The organism is Burkholderia sp. THE68 (assembly GCF_009938265.1).
In the GTDB taxonomy this organism is placed as follows: domain Bacteria; phylum Pseudomonadota; class Gammaproteobacteria; order Burkholderiales; family Burkholderiaceae; genus Caballeronia.
In genome coordinates, this window is record NZ_AP022317.1 from 546,829 (window position 1) to 564,144 (window position 17,316).

The following is a 17,316-nucleotide window of genomic DNA, read 5'->3' on the forward strand; positions in this document are numbered from 1 at the left end:
AGGCAAATGAGCACACAACCGAACACGCCGAAGAAGCTGAGCATCAAGGAAAACTACGCGATGCTCACGCGCGGCCTCGGCTGGGACACCACCTATCAGCCGATGGACGAAGTTTTCCCCTACGACCGCTTCGAAGGCATCAAGGTGCACGACTGGGACAAGTGGGAAGACCCGTTCCGTCTCACGATGGACGCGTACTGGAAGTACCAGGGCGAAAAGGAGCGCAAGCTCTACGCGATCATCGACGCGTTCCAGCAGAACAACGGCCAGTTCAACGTCACCGATCCGCGCTATATCAACGCGCTCAAGCTCTTTCTGACCGGCGTGAGCCCGCTCGAATATGCGGCGCATCGCGGCTTCGCGCTCGCGGGTCGCAACTTTCGCGGCGCGGGCGCGCGCATCGCGTGCCAGATGCAGGCGATCGATGAACTGCGTCATGCGCAGACGCAGGTGCATACGATCAGCCACTACAACAAGTACTTCAACGGCTTTCACGACTTCAGGCACATGCACGACCGCGTGTGGTACCTGTCCGTGCCGAAGTCGTACTTCGAGGACGCGATGAGCGCCGGCCCGTTCGAGTTCGTGACGGCCATCTCGTTCTCGTTCGAATACGTGCTGACCAATCTGCTGTTCATGCCGTTCATGTCGGGCGCGGCGTTCAACGGCGACATGGCGACGGTCACGTTCGGCTTCTCCGCGCAGTCCGACGAATCGCGCCACATGACGCTCGGTCTCGAAGTCGTGAAGTTCCTGCTTGAGCAGGACCCGGGCAACGTGCCGATCATCCAGAAGTGGATCGACAAGTGGTTCTGGCGCGGCTATCGGCTGCTCACGCTCGTCGCGATGATGATGGACTACATGCTGCCCAAGCGGATCATGTCGTGGCAGGAAGCGTGGGAAACCTACTTCGAGAAGAATGGCGGCGCGCTCTTTCACGACCTCGAACGCTATGGCATTCGCATGCCGAAATATCACGACGTCGCGATGAAGGAGAAAGACCGCCTCTCTCACGAAGCGTGGGGCATCTTCTACAACTACACGCACGCGGCGGCGCTGCACACGTGGATTCCTTCCGACGATGAAATGCAGTGGCTCGCGCAAAAGTATCCGGTCACGTTCGACAAGCTGTATCGCCCGCGCCTCGAATACTGGCGCGATGAGCAGAAGGCCGGCCGCCGCTTCTACAACGACACGCTGCCGATGCTGTGTCAGACCTGCCAGATCCCGATGGCCTTCACCGAGCCCGACGACCCGACCAAGATCTGCTATCGCGAGAGCGATTACCTCGGCAACAAGTTCCATTTCTGTTCAGACGGCTGCAAGGACATTTTCGACAACGAGCCCGAGAAATACGTGCAGGCCTGGATGCCCGTGCAGCAGATCTATCAGGGCAACTGCTTCCCCGAAGATGCCGATCCGGCCGCGCCGGACTTCGATCCGATGCGTGAAGTGCTGCGCTATTACCACATTCACGCAGGCGAAGATGGCCACGAGTTCGAGGACTCGCCCGATCGCGCGAACTGGCTGCGCTGGACCGGCAAGCCGAGCCACGGCGGCGAGGAAGCGCCCGAAGCGAATCAGCAGGCCGCGTAACGCACAACACAGGAGACGAATCATGTCAGTCATCGCGCTGAAGGAAGGCTATAGAGGCGAGATCAGGGATCGCGTCGAGAACTATCGCGGCAAGCAGTTGCTCTTCGTCGGCTGGGAAGATCATCTGATGTTCTGCGCGCCGCATTGCATTCCGGTCGAAGCGGCCACGCCGTTCCGGGCACTCGTCGACGAGATGCTGCCGGCGATGTATGCCTCGCATCCGGACTGGCGCAAGGCCGATTTGCGCGCCGCCGAATGGTTCAGGTCGGGCCAGCCGTTCACGCCCGATTTCGATGCGACCATCGGCGAGAACGGTCTCGGCCACAAGGCGGTCATTCGTTTCCGCACGCCGGGATTGAACGGCATCGGCGGATCGTGCAGCTAGCAGGAGATGATGCGATGAGCTATCAACTGACCATCGAGCCGATCGGGCAGACCATCGAGATCGAAGACGAGCAGACCATACTCGACGCCTGCATGCGCGCGGGCGTATGGCTGCCGCATGCGTGCTGTCACGGCCTGTGCGCCACCTGCAAGGTGCAGGTGCTGGACGGCGAGATCGAGCACGGGCAGGCTTCGCCGTTCGCGCTGATGGACTTCGAGCGCGACGAGCGCAAGTGTCTCGCCTGTTGTGCGACCGCGCAATCGGATCTGACGATTGAAGCCGATATCGACGAAGACGAGGACGCTCAGCACTTTCCCGTGCGCGACTACACCGGCCGCGTGAAGGAGATGATCGATCTCACGCCGACGATCAAAGGCATCTTCGTCGAACTGGACGGCCACGGCATCGAGTTTCAGGCTGGGCAGTACGTGAACGTGCACATACCGGGCGAGGACATGCCGCGCGCGTTTTCGCTGGCTGACAAGCCCGCGTCGCGCACGGTCATCGAGCTGAACGTGCGGCGGGTGCCCGGCGGCAAGGGCACGGGCTATCTGCACGAACGGATCGGCGCCGGCGACGAGATCCGCTTCAGCGGTCCGTATGGGCGCTTCTTCGTGCGCAAGTCGGACCCGCAGCCGGTGATCCTGATCGCGGGCGGCTCGGGCCTGTCGAGTCCGAAATCGATGCTGATCGACATGCTCGAAGAGAACGACGCGCGCAAGATCACGCTCGTCTATGGCGCGCGCAATCGCGCGGAGCTTTACTACCACGAGCTGTTTCTGCAACTCGAACGCGAGCACGCGAATTTCACCTACGTGCCGGCTTTGTCCGATGAAGCGGCGGATTCGCCATGGCAAGGTTTTCGCGGCTATGTGCACGACGCGGCGAAGGCCCATTTCGACAACGTCTTTCGCGGACACAAGGCGTATCTGTGCGGGCCGCCCGTGATGATCGAAGCGGCGATCCGCACGCTGATGCAGGGTCAGCTATTCGAGCGCGACATCTATACGGAGAAGTTTCTCACCAGCGCGGACGGCGCCGAGGCGCTCGCGAAAAGTCCGCTGTTCAAATCGATCTGAATACATACGGAGACAAGCCATGAACCAGGATACGATCGACGCCCTCTTGCAAACGATCAACGACAGCGCGACGAGCGAAGGCAATCCGCGCACGAAGGCCATCGTCAACCGCGTCGTGCGGGATCTGTTTCATACGATCGAGGACCTCGATGTTACGCCGGACGAATTCTGGACCGCGCTCAATTTCCTGACCGAGACGGGCAAGCGCGGGGAATTCGGCCTGATCGCGGCGGGACTCGGCTTCGAACATTTTCTCGACCTGCGGCTCGACGAAGCGGAGCAGAAGGCGGGCATGGAAGGCGGCACGCCGCGCACGATCGAAGGACCGCTGTATGTCGCGGGCGCTCCCGAGTCGGATGGGCATGCGCGCATCGACGACGGCGCCGATCCCGGCCAGACCCTCGTGATGCGCGGCCGCGTGCTGGGCGATGACGGCAAGCCGCTCGCTCACGCGCTGGTCGAGGTATGGCACGCGAATCATCTGGGCAGCTACTCGTACTTCGACGCGTCGCAGCCCGCGTTCAATCTGCGCGGCTCGATCCGCGCCGATGCGCAAGGCCGCTACAGCTTCCGCAGCGTCGTGCCGGTGGGATACAGCGTGCCGCCGGGCGGCAAGACCGAGCAGTTGCTCGATCAGCTCGGGCGGCATGGTCACCGGCCCGCGCATATCCACTTCTTCGTGTCGTCGCCGGGTTATCGCAAGCTGACGACGCAGATCAATATCGAAGACGATCCGTATCTGTGGGACGACTTCGCGTTCGCCACGCGCGATGGTCTCGTGCCCGAGCTCAAGAAGGCCGAGGGCGCGCAGGGCGAGCCTTACGGCGTGACGGGCAATTTCGCGCTGATCGACTTCGATTTCACGCTGTCGCGCGAACGCGGCGACGTGCCGACGACGCAAGTGCAGCGCGCACGCGCCGCGGCCTGAAGGGCGACGGCGTATTCATCGAGGCCGGCGCAGAACCTGACCAAGATCGCCGAGAAAGCGTTCGATCGCGGCGTCATCCAGTTTGTAGTAGACCCAGTTCTTGATCTTCTTGGAGGTGACCAGCCCTGCGTTTGCAAGAGCCTGCATATGCGTGGTCACCGTCGGCTGGCTCAGACCGATCTTCTCCGTGATGACCCCGACGCAGACGCCGTCCTCGACGAGGTCGCCGTCCTGCTGCGGAGGGAAATGCTTCTGCGGATCGGTCAGCCAGATCAGAATCGTGAATCGGTGGCGGTTCGAAAGCGCGTTCAGGGCCTCATGCAGCCGCTTCTCATGCGCGGTGGTCGATCTCGGCATAGGTCGGCGTTTCTCCTTGACACGTTGACGCATCGAATATAGAAATAGACCTATATTGATTTCAATCGATATAGGATAACCGGCCATGGAGACGGATGCAATCGCTTGCTCCGAAGCGGGTAGCGCCACGCGTGCAATCGGTATTGCTGTCGTTTTCACGCTCTACACGGCGGTCGCGTTCGGCTTCGGTATCTATCTCTTCGGTTTGATCGTCACCGCGATGCGGGAGAGCATCGCATTCGATTATGCCGCGATGGGTATCGCAACCGGGGGAGCACAGATTGCGTATCTCGTCGCCGCCCTGCTCTGTCCGCTTCTGACGAGGCGTTTTGGCGCGGGCTGGGTCATCGTGAGCGCTGTCGCTGCGTCGGGCCTGTTGCTGCTGGTCTTCGCGAGGATTCAGAACGTTCTGCAGGGCGCGGTCGTTATGGCCGGTCTCGGCGCGACAGCGGCCTGCATGATCGTTCCGACCGTCGGCGCGATTTCGACCTCCGTCCCGTTTGCTTACCGGTCTCGCGTCAACGGGCTGGTATCGAGTGGCACGGCCTACGGCCAACTGGCCAACGCCATGCTCGTGCCGTGGCTTCTGACGGGCCACGGCTGGCGTTCGGTATGGCTCGTGACGGGCGCAGTGTCGCTCACGGTCATGCTGCTCGGATTCGTGACGCTCCGATTGCTCGCCTCTCACGTATTCGTCCGCGACGTGTCGCCGGGTTCGATCGATGATCGCGGACCCGGCGAGTCAGGCCGCATCGTCACGGCGCGCAATCTGACCGTCTGGATACTGCTGGCGCTTGGTGGAGTGGTCTGCGGGCCGTGGCAAAACTACCTGTCGAGCTTTCTGACCGAAGAGCGTGGACGTTCACTGGAGACGATCGGACAGCTCTGGTCGATCATCGGCGTGACCGGGCTTTTCAGTGGATTTCTGGCTGGCGTGCTCGCGGACAAGGTCGGCGTGCGGATCGCGCTCATCGTCTCTTATGCCACGCTCGCCTTTTCAGCCATCCTGATCGCTTTTCAGACAGAACTCTGGCAGTTGCGCGCGGCTGCCGTTTGTTTCGGATGGTCGTTCTATGCCATCTACGGCCTTATTCCCGCTTATATCAGCAAGACCATCGAGCCTCAGTCGGCGACCAGGGTTTTCGCCGTCGCCAATGTTTTCCTCGGTTTGGGTACGACGTTGGGCAATGCCATCGGGGGACGTATTCCGGGTTGGTATGGATCGCTGCAGGGCGTGTTTATCGTCGCGTCGGTGCTTGCGTGCGTGGGCGTGATCGTTACGGTGATGCTGCAGGATGAACGACGGATGAGCGCGGCAAGCGCGCGCTAACGCGTGCCGCGGGATCGCTTCGATCGCGACACACCGTGCGAACGCCCATCTCGCCGTCGACAATCTGCTCGCCGCGCTCGATATCGGGCTTCACAGATTTTCTATGGCCTTCCGACGCCCCGCACCCTGCTCATACGCGTACGCATACCCAAGCAACGCCGCCTCATCCCACAAGCGGCCAACGAAGATCAATCCGAACGGCGAACCCGATGCGTAATACCCCGCCGGCACCGCAATCCCCGGCAGCCCCGCGATATTGATCTCGCCCACCGTCGTTTCCTGAATGGTCTCCTTCCCATGAAGCGCGGGCAGTTCGCATCGCATCTGCGGAAAGACGAGCGCATCGAGTCGATGCCCGATCATGACGCTCTCGAAGATGCCTAGATAACGCGCCTTCAGTTCGACGAACTCGGGCAAGTCGGGCGGCATCGACGGATCGGCCAGCGCCGCCCTGAAGTCCGCGAGACTGTGCAGATAGCGCAGCACGCCGTCCGGGCCGAAAGGATCATCGTCCTTGGTCGCGTCGGCGAATGCCGCGAAGGTTTTCAGCGGCGCATGCTTGCCCAACCGCGCCAGATACTTCTCGAGATCGTGCGGAATCGATTCGAGACCGCGCGCATCGAAGTTGTGAAGTGGATGGGTCGGCTTGCGCAATCCGGCGAATCCGGAGCCTTCGAACGGATCGTCGATCAGGGTCGCGCCGAGCGCGCGCAGTTCGCCCTTCACGCGCTCGTACAGCGTCGCGGCTTCATCGGAAAGCGGCTGGGCGCGCCATCCCGGGCCGTACAGGCCGATCCGCTTGCCGGCGAGCGCGTTCCGGTCCAGCCCCGCCGCATAGCCGCCTTCCGGCTGCCGGCCAACGCTCGCGAGCGTCTTCGGGTCCTCGCCCGAATATCCCGCGAGGATGTCGAGACACAGCGCAGCATCCCTGACATTCCGGGCGATCGGCCCGACCACATCGCGATTGCCCGACAGCGGCACAACACCGGCGTTCGGCACCAGCCCGATGGTCGGCTTGATGCCGACGAGGTCCTGCGCCGACGCCGGATTCTGAATCGATCCGCCGGTTTCTTCGGCGAGCCCGAGCACCGCCATGCCCGACGCCACCGCCGACGCCGTCCCCGCGCTGCTGCCGCCCGGTACGCGGTCCGGCATCACGGCGTTGAGCGTCGGTCCCGCCCAGCTATCGTTCGCATGCGTGCCGGTATGGCTCAACACCGGCACGTTGGTCTTGCCGAGCATGATCGCGCCCGCGCGCCGCATGCGCGCGACGACCGGCGCGTCGCGTTCGGGCATCAGATCGATGCCGCCGGTCTTGCTGTACAGCTTCGCCCATCCCGCCGTGGTCGGAAAGCCGACCATGTCCATCGGATCCTTGATGACGACCGGCACGCCCGCGAGCGGCCCCAGCCGTTCGCCGGCAGCGCGTCGTGCGTCGATCGCGCGTGCATCGTCGATGGCCGCCGGGTTCAGGAAGATCAGCGCGTTGACCTTCGCGTTGTGGCGCGCGATCCGCTCGAAAGAGGCGCGCGCCAGTTGCTCGGCCGTGAACCTGCCGGTCCGAAAACCCTCTTGCACGGTTTCGACGGTGAGACCGTCCAGATCGATGTCCATCGCACTGCCTGTCGCCATTCGATGCTCCTGTGAAGTTGACCCGCGCCTCAGAGCTGCACGCCGCGCGTGAGCGCACCGTCGACCACGAAGTTCGCCCCGCTCACGAAACTCGCCGCCGGACTCGCGATGAACGCCACCGCGTTGGCGATTTCCTGCGGCCGGGCCATGCGTCCGGTTGGATTCAGCGCGAGCGCGCGCTCGAACAGCGCCGCATCGTTGTGCTCGATCCAGTCCCACACGCCGCCTTCGAAGTACACATTGCCGGGCGAGACCGTATTCGCGCGAATGCCCTTCGACGCAAGCTGATTCGCGAGCCCCTGCATGTAGTGCACGAGCGCGGCCTTGAACACGCCATACGGGCCCGCGGCGAAGTCGATCTCGCGACCCGAAACGCTCGATATCGCGACGATCGACGCGGCCTTGCTCGCGGTGAGAAACGGCATGGCGGCATCGACGAGATTGACGGTGCCGAGCAGATCCGTCTCGAACTCCTTGCGCCACGATTCGATGTCGTTGCCGATGGCCAGCGCGCTCACATTGGCCACGACGATATCGAGCCCGCCCCAGTCCGCGCCGACGCGCCCGACCCACGCCTTCAGCGCGGCGCCATTCGACACGTCGACGGCCTCGCCCGATGCGCGCGCGCCGCCCAGTTCCGCCAGCGCGTTCGCGGTCGACTGCACGCTCGCCGCGTCGCGCGCGCAAATGGCGACATCCGCGCCTTCGGCGGCCAGCGTTCGCGCGATCGCGAGACCGATGCCCTTGGTGCCGCCGGTCACGATCGCCTTCAAGCCCTTCAAATGCAGGTCCATGTTCGTCGCTCCTGTGTCGATGGAATAACGCTGTGACGGCGCTCACTGTGGCTCGCGCCCGTCCTCCGGTGCCATGCCGCGCGCGATCTGCAGCACTTCACCCGCCTGAATGACGGAGTGACAGATATCGTCGATGGTCACGCGCTTTTCCATTGCCTGCGCGCGCAGCATGTCGTACGCCTCGCGTTCGCTCACGCGATGCATGGTCATCAGAATGTTTTTGGCTTCCTGCAGATGCCGGCTGTCGAGCAGCTTCTGTTCGAGCTTGGCGATGCGCTGCGTATGCTGACGCAACCGCTTCGCGTGATACAGCGCCATCACCACGGTCGACAGCAGCCCCGACGCACGGATCGGCGTCGTGACGATGCCGTCCGCGCCCAGTTTGATGGCCTGATCGATGAAGGTCGGATTCTCATACGCCACCACGCAGATGACGGGCGGCGCATCCGGCCCGGACCACTCGCCCGCCGGCGCGCGTTCCTCCGGCAGCAGCGCGCGAAACACCAGATCGGTCCGGTCGGGCAGCGTGTCCTGCGGCGGCCAGCATCGCTCGACCTGAAAACCCATGCGCCGCAGATGATTCGTGAGCGTCAGGCCGTCGTCGTCGTCCGGATGGAAGACGACCACGCGCGCATTGCGCTCGAGGATGGAGCTCGTGAGACTACGCTGGCCTCTGTCCGCGCGCGCGCTCACGTCAGTAGTCCCGCGTGCTCAACTTCGTGACCCAGTCGCCGAGCGTCTGGCGCGTCATGTACGGATCGGGCCCGACGGCGAACTTCGATTCGCGCAGGATGGTGAACTGGCCATCCGCATTGGCGCGGCCGATGCGCGGATAGAGCGCCATGTGATGATTGACGGGATCGATTCGCACGCGGCCCTGCGGCGCGGCGAACTCCGAACCGAGCAGATGCGGCATGATGGTCCCGATTTCGTCCGAGCCCGCGCGCGCATACGCTTGCGCGAACATGTGCATCTGATAGTACGCGGCCTCCCAGTTCATGTCGGTGGGCGTATCCGCGCCGAAGCGCGCCTGATGACGCCGCACCGCGCGATGATTCTCCGGCGTATCGATGCTCTGGAAATACGGCGCGGCAGTGTAGTGCCCAGCCGCGATGCCGCGCTCCATCGCATGAATCTCGGTCTCGGAGGTATTCAGACTGCCGATCGGCATGCTGGCCGGATCGAAGTCCGCGTGTGCATAGGCATCGTAGAGATAAGGCACGGTCGCACCGATGACCGTGCTGAAGATCCAGTCCGGCGACTTGCGCCTGATGTCGGCGACGACCTGCGCGAACTGCTCGCGCGTGGCGTCGAGCGGCAGATAACGCTCGCCGAGAATCGCGCCTTCGGGATGTTGCAGCAGCAACTCCTGCATCGTTCGATTGCATTCGTACGGATAGACGTAGCGCGAACCGACGAAATAGACGCGCGCGCCGAACGTCTCCGTCATGAAGTCCGCGAGCTGCACGCCGTTCTGATTCGGCGACGCTCCGCTATAGATAATGTTGTCCGAATACTCGAAACCTTCGTACTGCTGGGAATAGATCAGCAGCCGGTTGTGCTTTTCGACGACGGGCAGCATTGCCTTGCGGCTGCTCGACGTATAACCGCCGAAGATGGTGTTGACGCCATCCTTCAGGATCAGGCGCTCGGCGAGCTCACGGAACGCGGCCGGGTCGGAGCCGGGGTCCAGATGAAGAGCGACGAGCTCCCGTCCGCCGATGCCGCCGCGCGCATTGATCTCCTCAATGGCGAGGCTCGCGCCGCGCCATTGAGACTGTTCGAGCAAGGCGGTCGAACCGCTCGTCGAGCAAAGCAGGCCCACTCGGATGGGATCGGACAAGGTCATTTCGTGACACGCTCTCGAATGCGCGCGGAGCGGCGCCCCGCGCTTTGATTCTTCTGACTGATGCTGACGAATCCGTACTCCAGCGCGTTACTTTAGGTACCGCTTGGCGACCATCGCGCCAACCGTATATTTTGGATCGACAAAATTACCGAGGCGCACACGGCCCACCTGGCTCAGCATCATGTACGCATCCCACTTGTCGAAGCCGTATTCCGCAGCCATCCACAGTACCAGTTCGCGATAGGCGATGCGCGTCGCGTCCTCCAGCGGCCGCGCGCTGCCGATGCTCATCAGTGCGTCCTCGTTCTCGAGCCGCGGCCAGTCGATCTTCCACTGCTTGATGAGATCGACGCGCACCGTCGTCGTGCTCTGATACTCGACGGCCGTGCCGCAGACTTCGCCGTCGCCCTGACAGGCGTGTGCATCGCCGATGAAAAGCCGTCCGCCCGGCGAGCGCACCGGCAGATACGTGATGCTGCCCGGCCCCATGTCGGGCACGTCCATGTTGCCGCCGTGATTATCGGGCGTGAGCGAGTTGATCGAATCGATCTCGGGCGAGAGACTCAACGTGCCGATATGCGGTTTGTAGGGCAGGGTGTTGCGTTTGCTCCAGTACACGTTCTCCTCGTCGATCCTGATCTTGCGCACCACTTCCGGCAGCGGCTCGTTGAGCAGCGCGGTGTAGTCGGTGCCGGTCAGCCCGCCGAAGTTCGGGATCATGCAGCAGAAGCCGTGCGGATCGTCGCCGCGCGGCGACATCTTCTCGATGTGCACCGCGATCACGTCGCCCTTCTCGGCGCCTTCGATCATGATCGGTCCGTTCTGCGGATTGAGGAACGGCACCTGCAGAACTTGCGATGGCTTGTCCGTCTCTTCCCTGATCTTGCCTTCGAACGCATCGCGCGTTTCGACCACGACGCGATCGCCCGGCTTGACGTGCAGCACGGGCTGCGAGTATGGGCCGATGGTGTAGTGATAAGTCTTCTGCATCTCCTCGGTGAGATGGTGCTCCACCGGCTCACGACCGGCGCCGACACCGCGCTTCATCATGATCGAATCTTCAAGCCATTTCATGTTCCGCTCTCCGTCACAGTGCCAGATACTGGCGAATCAGTTGTTCGTCCCCGAGCTGCGCGGGGCTCAGTGTCTCGACGATACGGCCCTTGTCCATCACGCAGCAGCGGGTCGCGATGCGCTCGACCATGCCGATGTCCTGCTCGACGAGCACCACGCCGATGCCCGTCTCGCGCGCGATCTGCTGCAGCGTCTCGCCGATCAGATCGACGATCGAAGGCTGAATGCCTTCCGACGGCTCGTCGAGCAGCAGCACCTTCGGCGAGCTGATGAGCGCACGCGCGATCGCCAGCTGCTGCTGTTCGCCGCCGCTCATGGTCCCGGCTTTCTGCTGGTAACGCTTCTCAAGAATAGGAAAATAGCCGACGACTTTCTCCTTCATCCGCGCCGCCTGCGCGCGATTCGCCTGCGCGCCGACCTGCAGGTTTTCGGCGACCGTCAACGCACCGAAGATCTCGCGGCCCTGCGGCACGTAGCCCATGCCCTTTTGCGCGCGAACGTACGGTTTCTCGTGACCGATCGCCGTGCCGTCCAGGCCGATCGAACCGGCGTCGAGCCGGATGAGACCGATCAGCGCGCGCATCAGCGTGGTCTTGCCGACGCCGTTGCGCCCGATCAGCGCGAGCACCTCGCCTGGCCCGACGCCGAACGACACGCCATTGAGCACGCGCCCGCCGCCGTACCCCGCTTCCACACCCGACACTTCGAGCAACGCGCTCATTTCCGCTTCCCCAGATAGACTTCCGCGACATCGTCGCGTGCGAGGATCTCGTCGAGCGGGCCGTCGGCGAGCAGACGCCCGCCATGCAGCACCGTGACGCGCGAGGCGATCTGCCTGACGAAGGTCATGTCGTGCTCGACCACCATCATCGTGAGACCGGCTGCCGACAGACGCTTGATGAGTTCGCCCGTCGCATGCGTCTCCTCGACCGACATGCCCGCCACGGGTTCATCGAGAAACAGCAGCTTCGGGCGCAGCGACACGGCCATCGCGATTTCGAGCCACTGTTTCTTGCCGTGCGACAGATTGCGCGCCAGCACGTGCTCCTCGTGCTCCAGCATGAAGCGCCGCAGGAGTTCGTCGAGGCTTTCGGCGCGGTCGTCCTTCGCGCGATGCAGCGACAGTTGCAGGTGCTGACGCACGCTCAGGTCCGGGAACACGCCGGGAATCTGAAACTTGATGCTCATGCCCATGCGGATGCGTTCGTGCGGCAGCACATGACTCATGTCCTGGCCGAGGAACATCACGCTGCCTTCCGACGGCCGATGCTCACCCGTGATGAGCTTGAAGAACGTGCTCTTGCCCGCGCCGTTCGGCCCGATCACGCAGCGAATCTCGCCTGCGTCGATTTTGAAGTCGATCCCGTTGATCACATGCGCGCCGCCGAAATGCTTCTTGAGCCCGCGCGTTTCCAGCAGCGTGGTCATGACTTGCCCTCCTCTCGCTTGAGACACGCGCCCGCGTGACGCGCGCCGCCGTTCGCGCGGCCTTTCACGCGGCACGCCACGCGCCGCAGTTGCCGCGTGACGAACGGCAGCAGGCCTTCGGGCGCGGCCAGCACGACGATCAGCAGAATCGCGCCGAGCAGGATCAACGCATACTGGCTGCCGTACACCGCCAGATTCTGCGAGAGCCAGACGAGCAGCGCCGTGCCGAGAATGGTCCCGCCGATGCTCTTCCTGCCCGAGGTCGCGACCCAGATGACGGGCATCGCGGCGGCGGTGAGCCCCATCGTCGATGGCGTGATGTAGGCGCCCCAGATCGTGTACAGCGCACCCGACAGTCCGCCCAGCGTGCAGCCGAGCACGAACACCAGCAACTGATGACGGCGGATATCGACGCCCAGCATCTCCGCGCGCTGCGGGTTCTCGCGTATGGCGATGAGCGTGAGCCCGAAGGTGCCGTCGAGCAGCTTGCGCATCGCGGCATAGACCGCGATCAGCAGCAGCAGCACGAGGTAATAGAAGCTCGCGTTCTCCAGCGTGAGCGGTCCGCCCGGCCAGGGAATCGTCAGTTGCGGCATGCCGCCCATGCCGTTGTAGCCGTTCAGCCGCGCTTCGCCGATCGCCCATTGCGGCCCGGCCGTCTGCGACATGAAGGTTTCGAGCACGAGCGTCACTGACAGCGTGACGATGCCGATGAACACGCCCTTGATGCGGCCATAGAAGATCATGTAGCCGATCAGCGCCGCGGCGACGAAGCTCACCGCCAGTCCCGCGCCGAGGCCGAGCCACGACTGGAACCATGTGTCGCCGTAGTTCAGCGTGAAGATGCCGTAGCTGTAGCCCGACAGCCCGAAAAACGCGGTCTGTCCGAACGACAGAATGCCGCCGTAGCCCCACATCGCGGCGAGCCCGAGCGCGCTGAACGCCCACAGCAGACAGTAAGCGAGATTGCCGCTGGTGTTCGCATCGACGACGAGGGGCAGGCACAGCGCCACGAGCCACGGCGCGTAACGCAGCGCGAGCGCCGGAGGTACCTTCGATTGCTTCACGTCTGCCTCCTAGCGCAAGCGGGTGAAGAGATTGCCGAGGCCCTGCGGCATCAGCCGGATCACGACGATGACCGTGACCAGCAGCCCGATCTGCCCGAACAACTGGCCATACGACGCCGTCAGCGCGGTCTGGATGATGGCGAGCACGCCGGCGGCCGGCGTTGTTCCCGCGATGACGTTCGCCCCGCCGACGACCACCGACACGAACGCCTGCACGATGAAGTTGCTGCCCATCGTCGGGACCGCGGTCATGGTCGGCGCGTAGAGCGCGCCGGTGAGTCCGGCCAGGCCCGCGCCCAGCGCGAAGGTCAGCGTATAGAGCCGGTCCGTGCGCAGGCCGAGACATTGCGCGATGCTCGCGTTCTGGATCGTCGCGCGCGCGCAGACGCCGTAGTTCGTCTTGAAGAACAGCAGATAGAGCCCGAACAGGATCGCCAGCGCGATGACCGGCAGCACGGCGCGATACGTCGAGAACGAGTAGTCGCCGAGCGAGAACGAACCGAACGGCGTGCCGATGCCTTCGATCGACGGACCGGCGACGAGCAGCATCGTCTGCTGCACGATGAGACTGATCGCCCACGTCGCCACGACGGAATCGAACAGGCGGTCGTACAGGTGTCGAATGACGAGCCGTTCGATGACCACGCCCGCGAGCGCCGCCGCGAACGCGCCGAGCAGCATCGCAAGCGGCAGCGGCACGCCGCGCTTGGCCGCGATGATCGTGACGTACGCACCGCACATGATGAACTCGCCATGCGCGAGATTGATGACGCCCATCATGCCGAAGATCACCGCGAGACCCAGCGCCGCGAGCACCAGATACGCGAAGTTGTCGCCGAACTGATAGATCAGCGAATAGAGAACCGATAAGGTGGCCATGCTTGCCCCACGTTCAGGAGACCGGCGCGCGCACGTGTCCGTTCGAGCGCGCGCCGGCCCGGATCAGGACTTCTTCGGCAGATTCGACGGCGTGTACTGACGGTGATCCGGCTTGTTCGGCAGATCGCAGCCGACCTTGCCGAGCCAGTACGGCTGCACGTCGTTCCAGACCTTCGGAATATCGACGGAGTGATCTTCCTTCACGTGCACGAGATAGATGGTGTGACTCGCGTGATGGCTCTTCGGATCGATGCAGACCTTGCCTTGCGCGCCTTCCGTGCAGATGTCGCCGCTCTCGAGGGCCTTGCGCACTGCATCCTGATTCGTCGACTTGGCCTTTTCGACGGCGGCCTTGTAGAGATAGATGGCGTCGTAGGCGTTCGCCGCTTCCTGATTGATATACGGCTCGTTCGGGAACTTCGCGTGGAAGCGCTTCTTGAAGTCGTTGCTCGCGGGCGAATCGACTTCCTCGACGTAATTCGCCGTCACGTACATGTCCTTGAGCGCGGGCGGTTTGAAGCGCTTGTGCTCATACGCCTGACCGACGTTGACGGAGCTCGCCATCGGCAGATTCAGATGCGCCGAAGCCTGCTGCTCGTAATACGACGCCTGATTCGCCCCGACCAGCAACGTGACCACGAAATCCGGCTTGGCCTTCTGGATGTTCTGGATCGTCTGGCCGAACTGCGATACCGAGAGCGGAATGAATTCCTCGCCGACCATGGTGCCGCCGTTTTCCTTGACGATATTGCGCACCCATTCCGCGGAGATCTGCCCGAAGTTGTAGTCGGCGGCGATGGTGTACACCTTCTTGCCGTACTTCTGCATCATCCAGGGAATGAGCGTCGAGAATTGCTGCTCCGGCACCGCGCCGGTCACGAAGGTGTTCGTGTCGCAGACGCCGCCTTCGTACTGGTTGTCGTACCAGTAGAGCTGATGCGCGCGGTCCATGATCGGGCGGATCGCTTCGCGCGACGCGCTGGAGAAAGCGCCGAAGATCACATCCGGCTTGTCCGTCTGGACGAGGCGCCGTGCAAGCTCCTGAAACTTGGTGTTGTCCGATTGCGTGTCGTAGGCGATCAGCGTCACGGGACGTCCGAGGATGCCGCCCTTCGCGTTGATCTCTTCGACCGCGAGTTGCGTGGCGTGGATCTTCGGTATGGTCGCCAGTGCGAAGTTACCCGAGGCGTCCTCCAGCAGGCCGATCTTCACGGGGTCGGCCGCGCTCGATGCGAGCGACGTCATTGCAAGTCCTGCGGTGAGGGCGAGACGCATCCAGCCCGACGGCTTCAGCAACATGCGGATTCTCCAGAGAAGTGAACGCTAGAACAGGGAAAATGCGGACAAAAAAAAGCCCCCTGACGAACCGGTGGTTCGTCAGGGGGCTTCTGTGCCGGATCCTCGGGCGGACGTCTTTGTCAGGCCTCGCGGGATGTGCAGAGTCTAAGGCGCCGTATTTTTATTTGTCAACGCCGGAAAAAAATCGCCGACGGCTTCTGGATCGTCCATTCGTCACAGCAGAAATTCGTTCGAAGTCCTGTTTTGGGCGGCTCAGCACGCGCTGAAACTAGAACTTTCAACTCGAAAGCTCTATAACTTTAAGCATTGCTCAGCCATGGGTCTGTGACCGGGTGCGATATGAAAAGGCTCACGCGTCGTGCGAGCATGCGGATTGTTGCGCTTTCTGCAACCCTGCTGACGAGCACTTTCGGATGGTCACAATCGATTCCAAAGCAGGGGCCGATAGATGTGACCTTTACGGCATTCTGGCGCGATGTAAAGGAGACGCCGGTCGGAACGGATAACGCCGTCTATCTATCCGAAGCGACCATGGGCTTCGCCGAGAACAGGAAGACACCGCTGATGCAGAACATCACCGCGCGCTGCGTCGAAGCGGGTTTCAGCGCGGGCGTTGCCAACGGATTCTGCGTCTTCACGGACAAGGACGGCGATAACTTCGTCGAGACCTTCAGTCACGCGGCGGGCACGCCTGCGGGAAAAGCGGTGCTGGGCTCGGGAACGGGCAAGTACAAGGGCATAAAGGGCGAACTCGACTGGCAGCAGGTACAGCAGCTTCCCGCCGAGAAGGGCTCGTACAACTTCGTCGGCAAGAAGACGGGCAATTATCGGATAGGCGCGGATTGATGCGCGCCTGATCACGAGCGGTTCAGTTCGAATTCTTGAGTGTCCGGTCGAAGAACCCGATCATCTTCGACCATCCGCGCTCGGCGGCCACCGGATCGTAGACGGGAAAGTCCGGTTTCATCCAGCCATGCGATACACCGGCATATGTCTCAGCGAAGTACCGTACGCCGGCCTGATCGAACGCGTTCTCGAGACGCCGCGCCATGGCTGGCGGATAGGTCTCGTCGCCTTCCGCCGCTGCGATATAGACTTCGGCTTTCAAGTGCGGCGCATGGCGATGCGGGCTTCCGGGTGCGTCGGTCGCGAGGTGTCCGCCGTGAAAGCTGGCCACAGCGGCAAAGCGATCGGGATAGGTGCCCGCGGCGGCGATCGCCATGCCGCCACCCATGCAGAAGCCGACTGCACCTATCGGCTTGCGCTCGACATCGATACGCGTGTCGAGATAACCCAGAAGCGCTGCTGTATCCTCCGCCGCCTTTTCGTTGCTCGTGGTCGCCATCAATGGGCCGAGGATCGCTCGCACGTCGCCCTTGAACACTTCCACCGGATCAAAAGAACCATAAGCGCCGTACCGATAGAACAGGTCGGGCAGCAGAACGACATATCCGGCATCGGCAAGGCGCTGGGCCATGGCGAGTGCGGCAGGCCGGATGCCGCCTGCATCCATATAGAAAATGATGGCGTGCGAAGGTGTTGCCGCGCCGGACGTGAAAACGTACACGGGGCACACGCCATCGCGAGTCGAAATATTCACGTTCTCATGGGTCATGTCT

Annotated in this window: 18 protein-coding genes; 6 read left to right on the plus strand and 12 right to left on the minus strand. The window is 62.9% G+C overall.

Annotation, left to right across the window (positions count from 1 at the left end; translation table 11 throughout):
* Positions 1-6: 6 nt before the first annotated feature.
* The 4 genes from BTHE68_RS23810 to catA are packed head-to-tail and all read left to right on the plus strand — an operon-like array spanning position 7 to position 3,988.
* A complete protein-coding gene (locus BTHE68_RS23810) occupies positions 7-1,596 on the plus strand; it encodes an aromatic/alkene/methane monooxygenase hydroxylase/oxygenase subunit alpha (protein ID WP_162068751.1) in 1,590 nt (529 codons plus the stop codon).
* 22 nt (positions 1,597-1,618) lie between these two features.
* Positions 1,619-1,981: a phenol hydroxylase subunit P4 gene (locus tag BTHE68_RS23815; protein ID WP_162068752.1), complete on the plus strand. Its 363-nt coding sequence runs from the start codon at positions 1,619-1,621 to the stop codon at positions 1,979-1,981.
* A gap of 14 nt (positions 1,982-1,995) precedes the next feature.
* Entirely contained in the window at positions 1,996-3,060 is a 1,065-nt protein-coding gene (locus BTHE68_RS23820; RefSeq protein WP_162068753.1) for an NADH:ubiquinone reductase (Na(+)-transporting) subunit F, read from the plus strand.
* A gap of 19 nt (positions 3,061-3,079) precedes the next feature.
* The gene (gene catA, locus BTHE68_RS23825; protein ID WP_162068754.1) at positions 3,080-3,988 is read left to right on the plus strand and encodes a catechol 1,2-dioxygenase; all 909 of its coding nucleotides are present in this window, start codon (positions 3,080-3,082) and stop codon (positions 3,986-3,988) included.
* A gap of 15 nt (positions 3,989-4,003) precedes the next feature.
* On the opposite strand, the gene BTHE68_RS23830 is transcribed toward catA, so the two are convergent.
* Positions 4,004-4,345: an ArsR/SmtB family transcription factor gene (locus BTHE68_RS23830; RefSeq protein WP_162068755.1), complete on the minus strand. Its 342-nt coding sequence runs from the start codon at positions 4,343-4,345 to the stop codon at positions 4,004-4,006.
* A 205-nt stretch (positions 4,346-4,550) separates the two neighbouring features.
* Here BTHE68_RS23830 and BTHE68_RS23835 point away from each other — a divergent pair, with 205 nt between their 5' ends.
* Positions 4,551-5,675: an MFS transporter gene (locus BTHE68_RS23835; protein WP_162068756.1), complete on the plus strand. Its 1,125-nt coding sequence runs from the start codon at positions 4,551-4,553 to the stop codon at positions 5,673-5,675.
* A gap of 90 nt (positions 5,676-5,765) precedes the next feature.
* On the opposite strand, the gene BTHE68_RS23840 is transcribed toward BTHE68_RS23835, so the two are convergent.
* The 10 genes from BTHE68_RS23840 to BTHE68_RS23885 all read right to left on the minus strand — a co-directional run bounded on the left by BTHE68_RS23840 (position 5,766) and on the right by BTHE68_RS23885 (position 15,697).
* On the minus strand, positions 5,766-7,307 hold the full coding sequence (locus BTHE68_RS23840; protein WP_162068757.1) for an amidase: 1,542 nt from the start codon (positions 7,305-7,307) through the stop codon (positions 5,766-5,768).
* 29 nt (positions 7,308-7,336) lie between these two features.
* Positions 7,337-8,101, minus strand: a complete 765-nt coding sequence (locus BTHE68_RS23845; protein WP_162068758.1) for an SDR family NAD(P)-dependent oxidoreductase — start codon at positions 8,099-8,101, stop codon at positions 7,337-7,339.
* Between the two features lie 42 nt (positions 8,102-8,143).
* Positions 8,144-8,794 (minus strand): ANTAR domain-containing response regulator, encoded by a 651-nt coding sequence (locus BTHE68_RS23850; protein ID WP_162068759.1) that lies wholly within the window; start codon positions 8,792-8,794, stop codon positions 8,144-8,146.
* A gap of 1 nt (position 8,795) precedes the next feature.
* On the minus strand, positions 8,796-9,950 hold the full coding sequence (locus BTHE68_RS23855) for a transporter substrate-binding domain-containing protein (RefSeq protein WP_162068760.1): 1,155 nt from the start codon (positions 9,948-9,950) through the stop codon (positions 8,796-8,798).
* Between the two features lie 87 nt (positions 9,951-10,037).
* The gene (locus tag BTHE68_RS23860; RefSeq protein ID WP_162068761.1) at positions 10,038-11,024 is read right to left on the minus strand and encodes an acetamidase/formamidase family protein; all 987 of its coding nucleotides are present in this window, start codon (positions 11,022-11,024) and stop codon (positions 10,038-10,040) included.
* A 13-nt stretch (positions 11,025-11,037) separates the two neighbouring features.
* Positions 11,038-11,745 (minus strand): ABC transporter ATP-binding protein, encoded by a 708-nt coding sequence (locus tag BTHE68_RS23865; RefSeq protein WP_162068762.1) that lies wholly within the window; start codon positions 11,743-11,745, stop codon positions 11,038-11,040.
* Positions 11,742-12,452 carry an ABC transporter ATP-binding protein gene (locus BTHE68_RS23870; RefSeq protein ID WP_162068763.1) on the minus strand — a complete coding sequence of 237 codons (711 nt, stop codon included), beginning with the start codon at positions 12,450-12,452 and terminating at the stop codon, positions 11,742-11,744. Before BTHE68_RS23870 ends, BTHE68_RS23865 begins: the two co-directional genes overlap by 4 nt.
* Entirely contained in the window at positions 12,449-13,519 is a 1,071-nt protein-coding gene (locus tag BTHE68_RS23875; RefSeq protein WP_162068764.1) for an ABC transporter permease subunit, read from the minus strand. Before BTHE68_RS23875 ends, BTHE68_RS23870 begins: the two co-directional genes overlap by 4 nt.
* A 9-nt stretch (positions 13,520-13,528) precedes the next feature.
* The gene (locus BTHE68_RS23880; RefSeq protein WP_162068765.1) at positions 13,529-14,398 is read right to left on the minus strand and encodes an ABC transporter permease subunit; all 870 of its coding nucleotides are present in this window, start codon (positions 14,396-14,398) and stop codon (positions 13,529-13,531) included.
* A 63-nt stretch (positions 14,399-14,461) separates the two neighbouring features.
* The gene (locus BTHE68_RS23885; protein ID WP_162068766.1) at positions 14,462-15,697 is read right to left on the minus strand and encodes an urea ABC transporter substrate-binding protein; all 1,236 of its coding nucleotides are present in this window, start codon (positions 15,695-15,697) and stop codon (positions 14,462-14,464) included.
* A gap of 450 nt (positions 15,698-16,147) precedes the next feature.
* Here BTHE68_RS23885 and BTHE68_RS23890 point away from each other — a divergent pair, with 450 nt between their 5' ends.
* Positions 16,148-16,543, plus strand: coding sequence for a hypothetical protein (locus BTHE68_RS23890; protein ID WP_225936372.1), 396 nt, complete (start codon positions 16,148-16,150; stop codon positions 16,541-16,543).
* Positions 16,544-16,565: 22 nt separating this feature from the next.
* Here the strand turns inward: BTHE68_RS23890 and BTHE68_RS23895 are convergent, their stop codons facing one another.
* Complete coding sequence (locus BTHE68_RS23895; protein WP_162068767.1) at positions 16,566-17,312, minus strand: dienelactone hydrolase family protein; 747 nt, start codon at positions 17,310-17,312, stop codon at positions 16,566-16,568.
* Positions 17,313-17,316: the final 4 nt, after the last annotated feature.

What these genes read in the sequence shown, in the direction of transcription:
- BTHE68_RS23880 (WP_162068765.1), bottom strand. Translation starts at nt 14,398, where the DNA reads ATGGCCACCTTATCGGTTCTCTATTCGCTGATCTATCAGTTCGGCGAC.
- BTHE68_RS23815 (WP_162068752.1), top strand. Translation starts at nt 1,619, where the DNA reads ATGTCAGTCATCGCGCTGAAGGAAGGCTATAGAGGCGAGATCAGGGAT.
- BTHE68_RS23885 (WP_162068766.1), bottom strand. Translation starts at nt 15,697, where the DNA reads ATGTTGCTGAAGCCGTCGGGCTGGATGCGTCTCGCCCTCACCGCAGGA.
- BTHE68_RS23865 (WP_162068762.1), bottom strand. Translation starts at nt 11,745, where the DNA reads ATGAGCGCGTTGCTCGAAGTGTCGGGTGTGGAAGCGGGGTACGGCGGC.
- BTHE68_RS23810 (WP_162068751.1), top strand. Translation starts at nt 7, where the DNA reads ATGAGCACACAACCGAACACGCCGAAGAAGCTGAGCATCAAGGAAAAC.
- BTHE68_RS23870 (WP_162068763.1), bottom strand. Translation starts at nt 12,452, where the DNA reads ATGACCACGCTGCTGGAAACGCGCGGGCTCAAGAAGCATTTCGGCGGC.
- BTHE68_RS23860 (WP_162068761.1), bottom strand. Translation starts at nt 11,024, where the DNA reads ATGAAATGGCTTGAAGATTCGATCATGATGAAGCGCGGTGTCGGCGCC.
- BTHE68_RS23830 (WP_162068755.1), bottom strand. Translation starts at nt 4,345, where the DNA reads ATGCCGAGATCGACCACCGCGCATGAGAAGCGGCTGCATGAGGCCCTG.
- BTHE68_RS23845 (WP_162068758.1), bottom strand. Translation starts at nt 8,101, where the DNA reads ATGGACCTGCATTTGAAGGGCTTGAAGGCGATCGTGACCGGCGGCACC.
- BTHE68_RS23855 (WP_162068760.1), bottom strand. Translation starts at nt 9,950, where the DNA reads ATGACCTTGTCCGATCCCATCCGAGTGGGCCTGCTTTGCTCGACGAGC.
- BTHE68_RS23840 (WP_162068757.1), bottom strand. Translation starts at nt 7,307, where the DNA reads ATGGCGACAGGCAGTGCGATGGACATCGATCTGGACGGTCTCACCGTC.
- BTHE68_RS23820 (WP_162068753.1), top strand. Translation starts at nt 1,996, where the DNA reads ATGAGCTATCAACTGACCATCGAGCCGATCGGGCAGACCATCGAGATC.
- catA (WP_162068754.1), top strand. Translation starts at nt 3,080, where the DNA reads ATGAACCAGGATACGATCGACGCCCTCTTGCAAACGATCAACGACAGC.
- BTHE68_RS23895 (WP_162068767.1), bottom strand. Translation starts at nt 17,312, where the DNA reads ATGACCCATGAGAACGTGAATATTTCGACTCGCGATGGCGTGTGCCCC.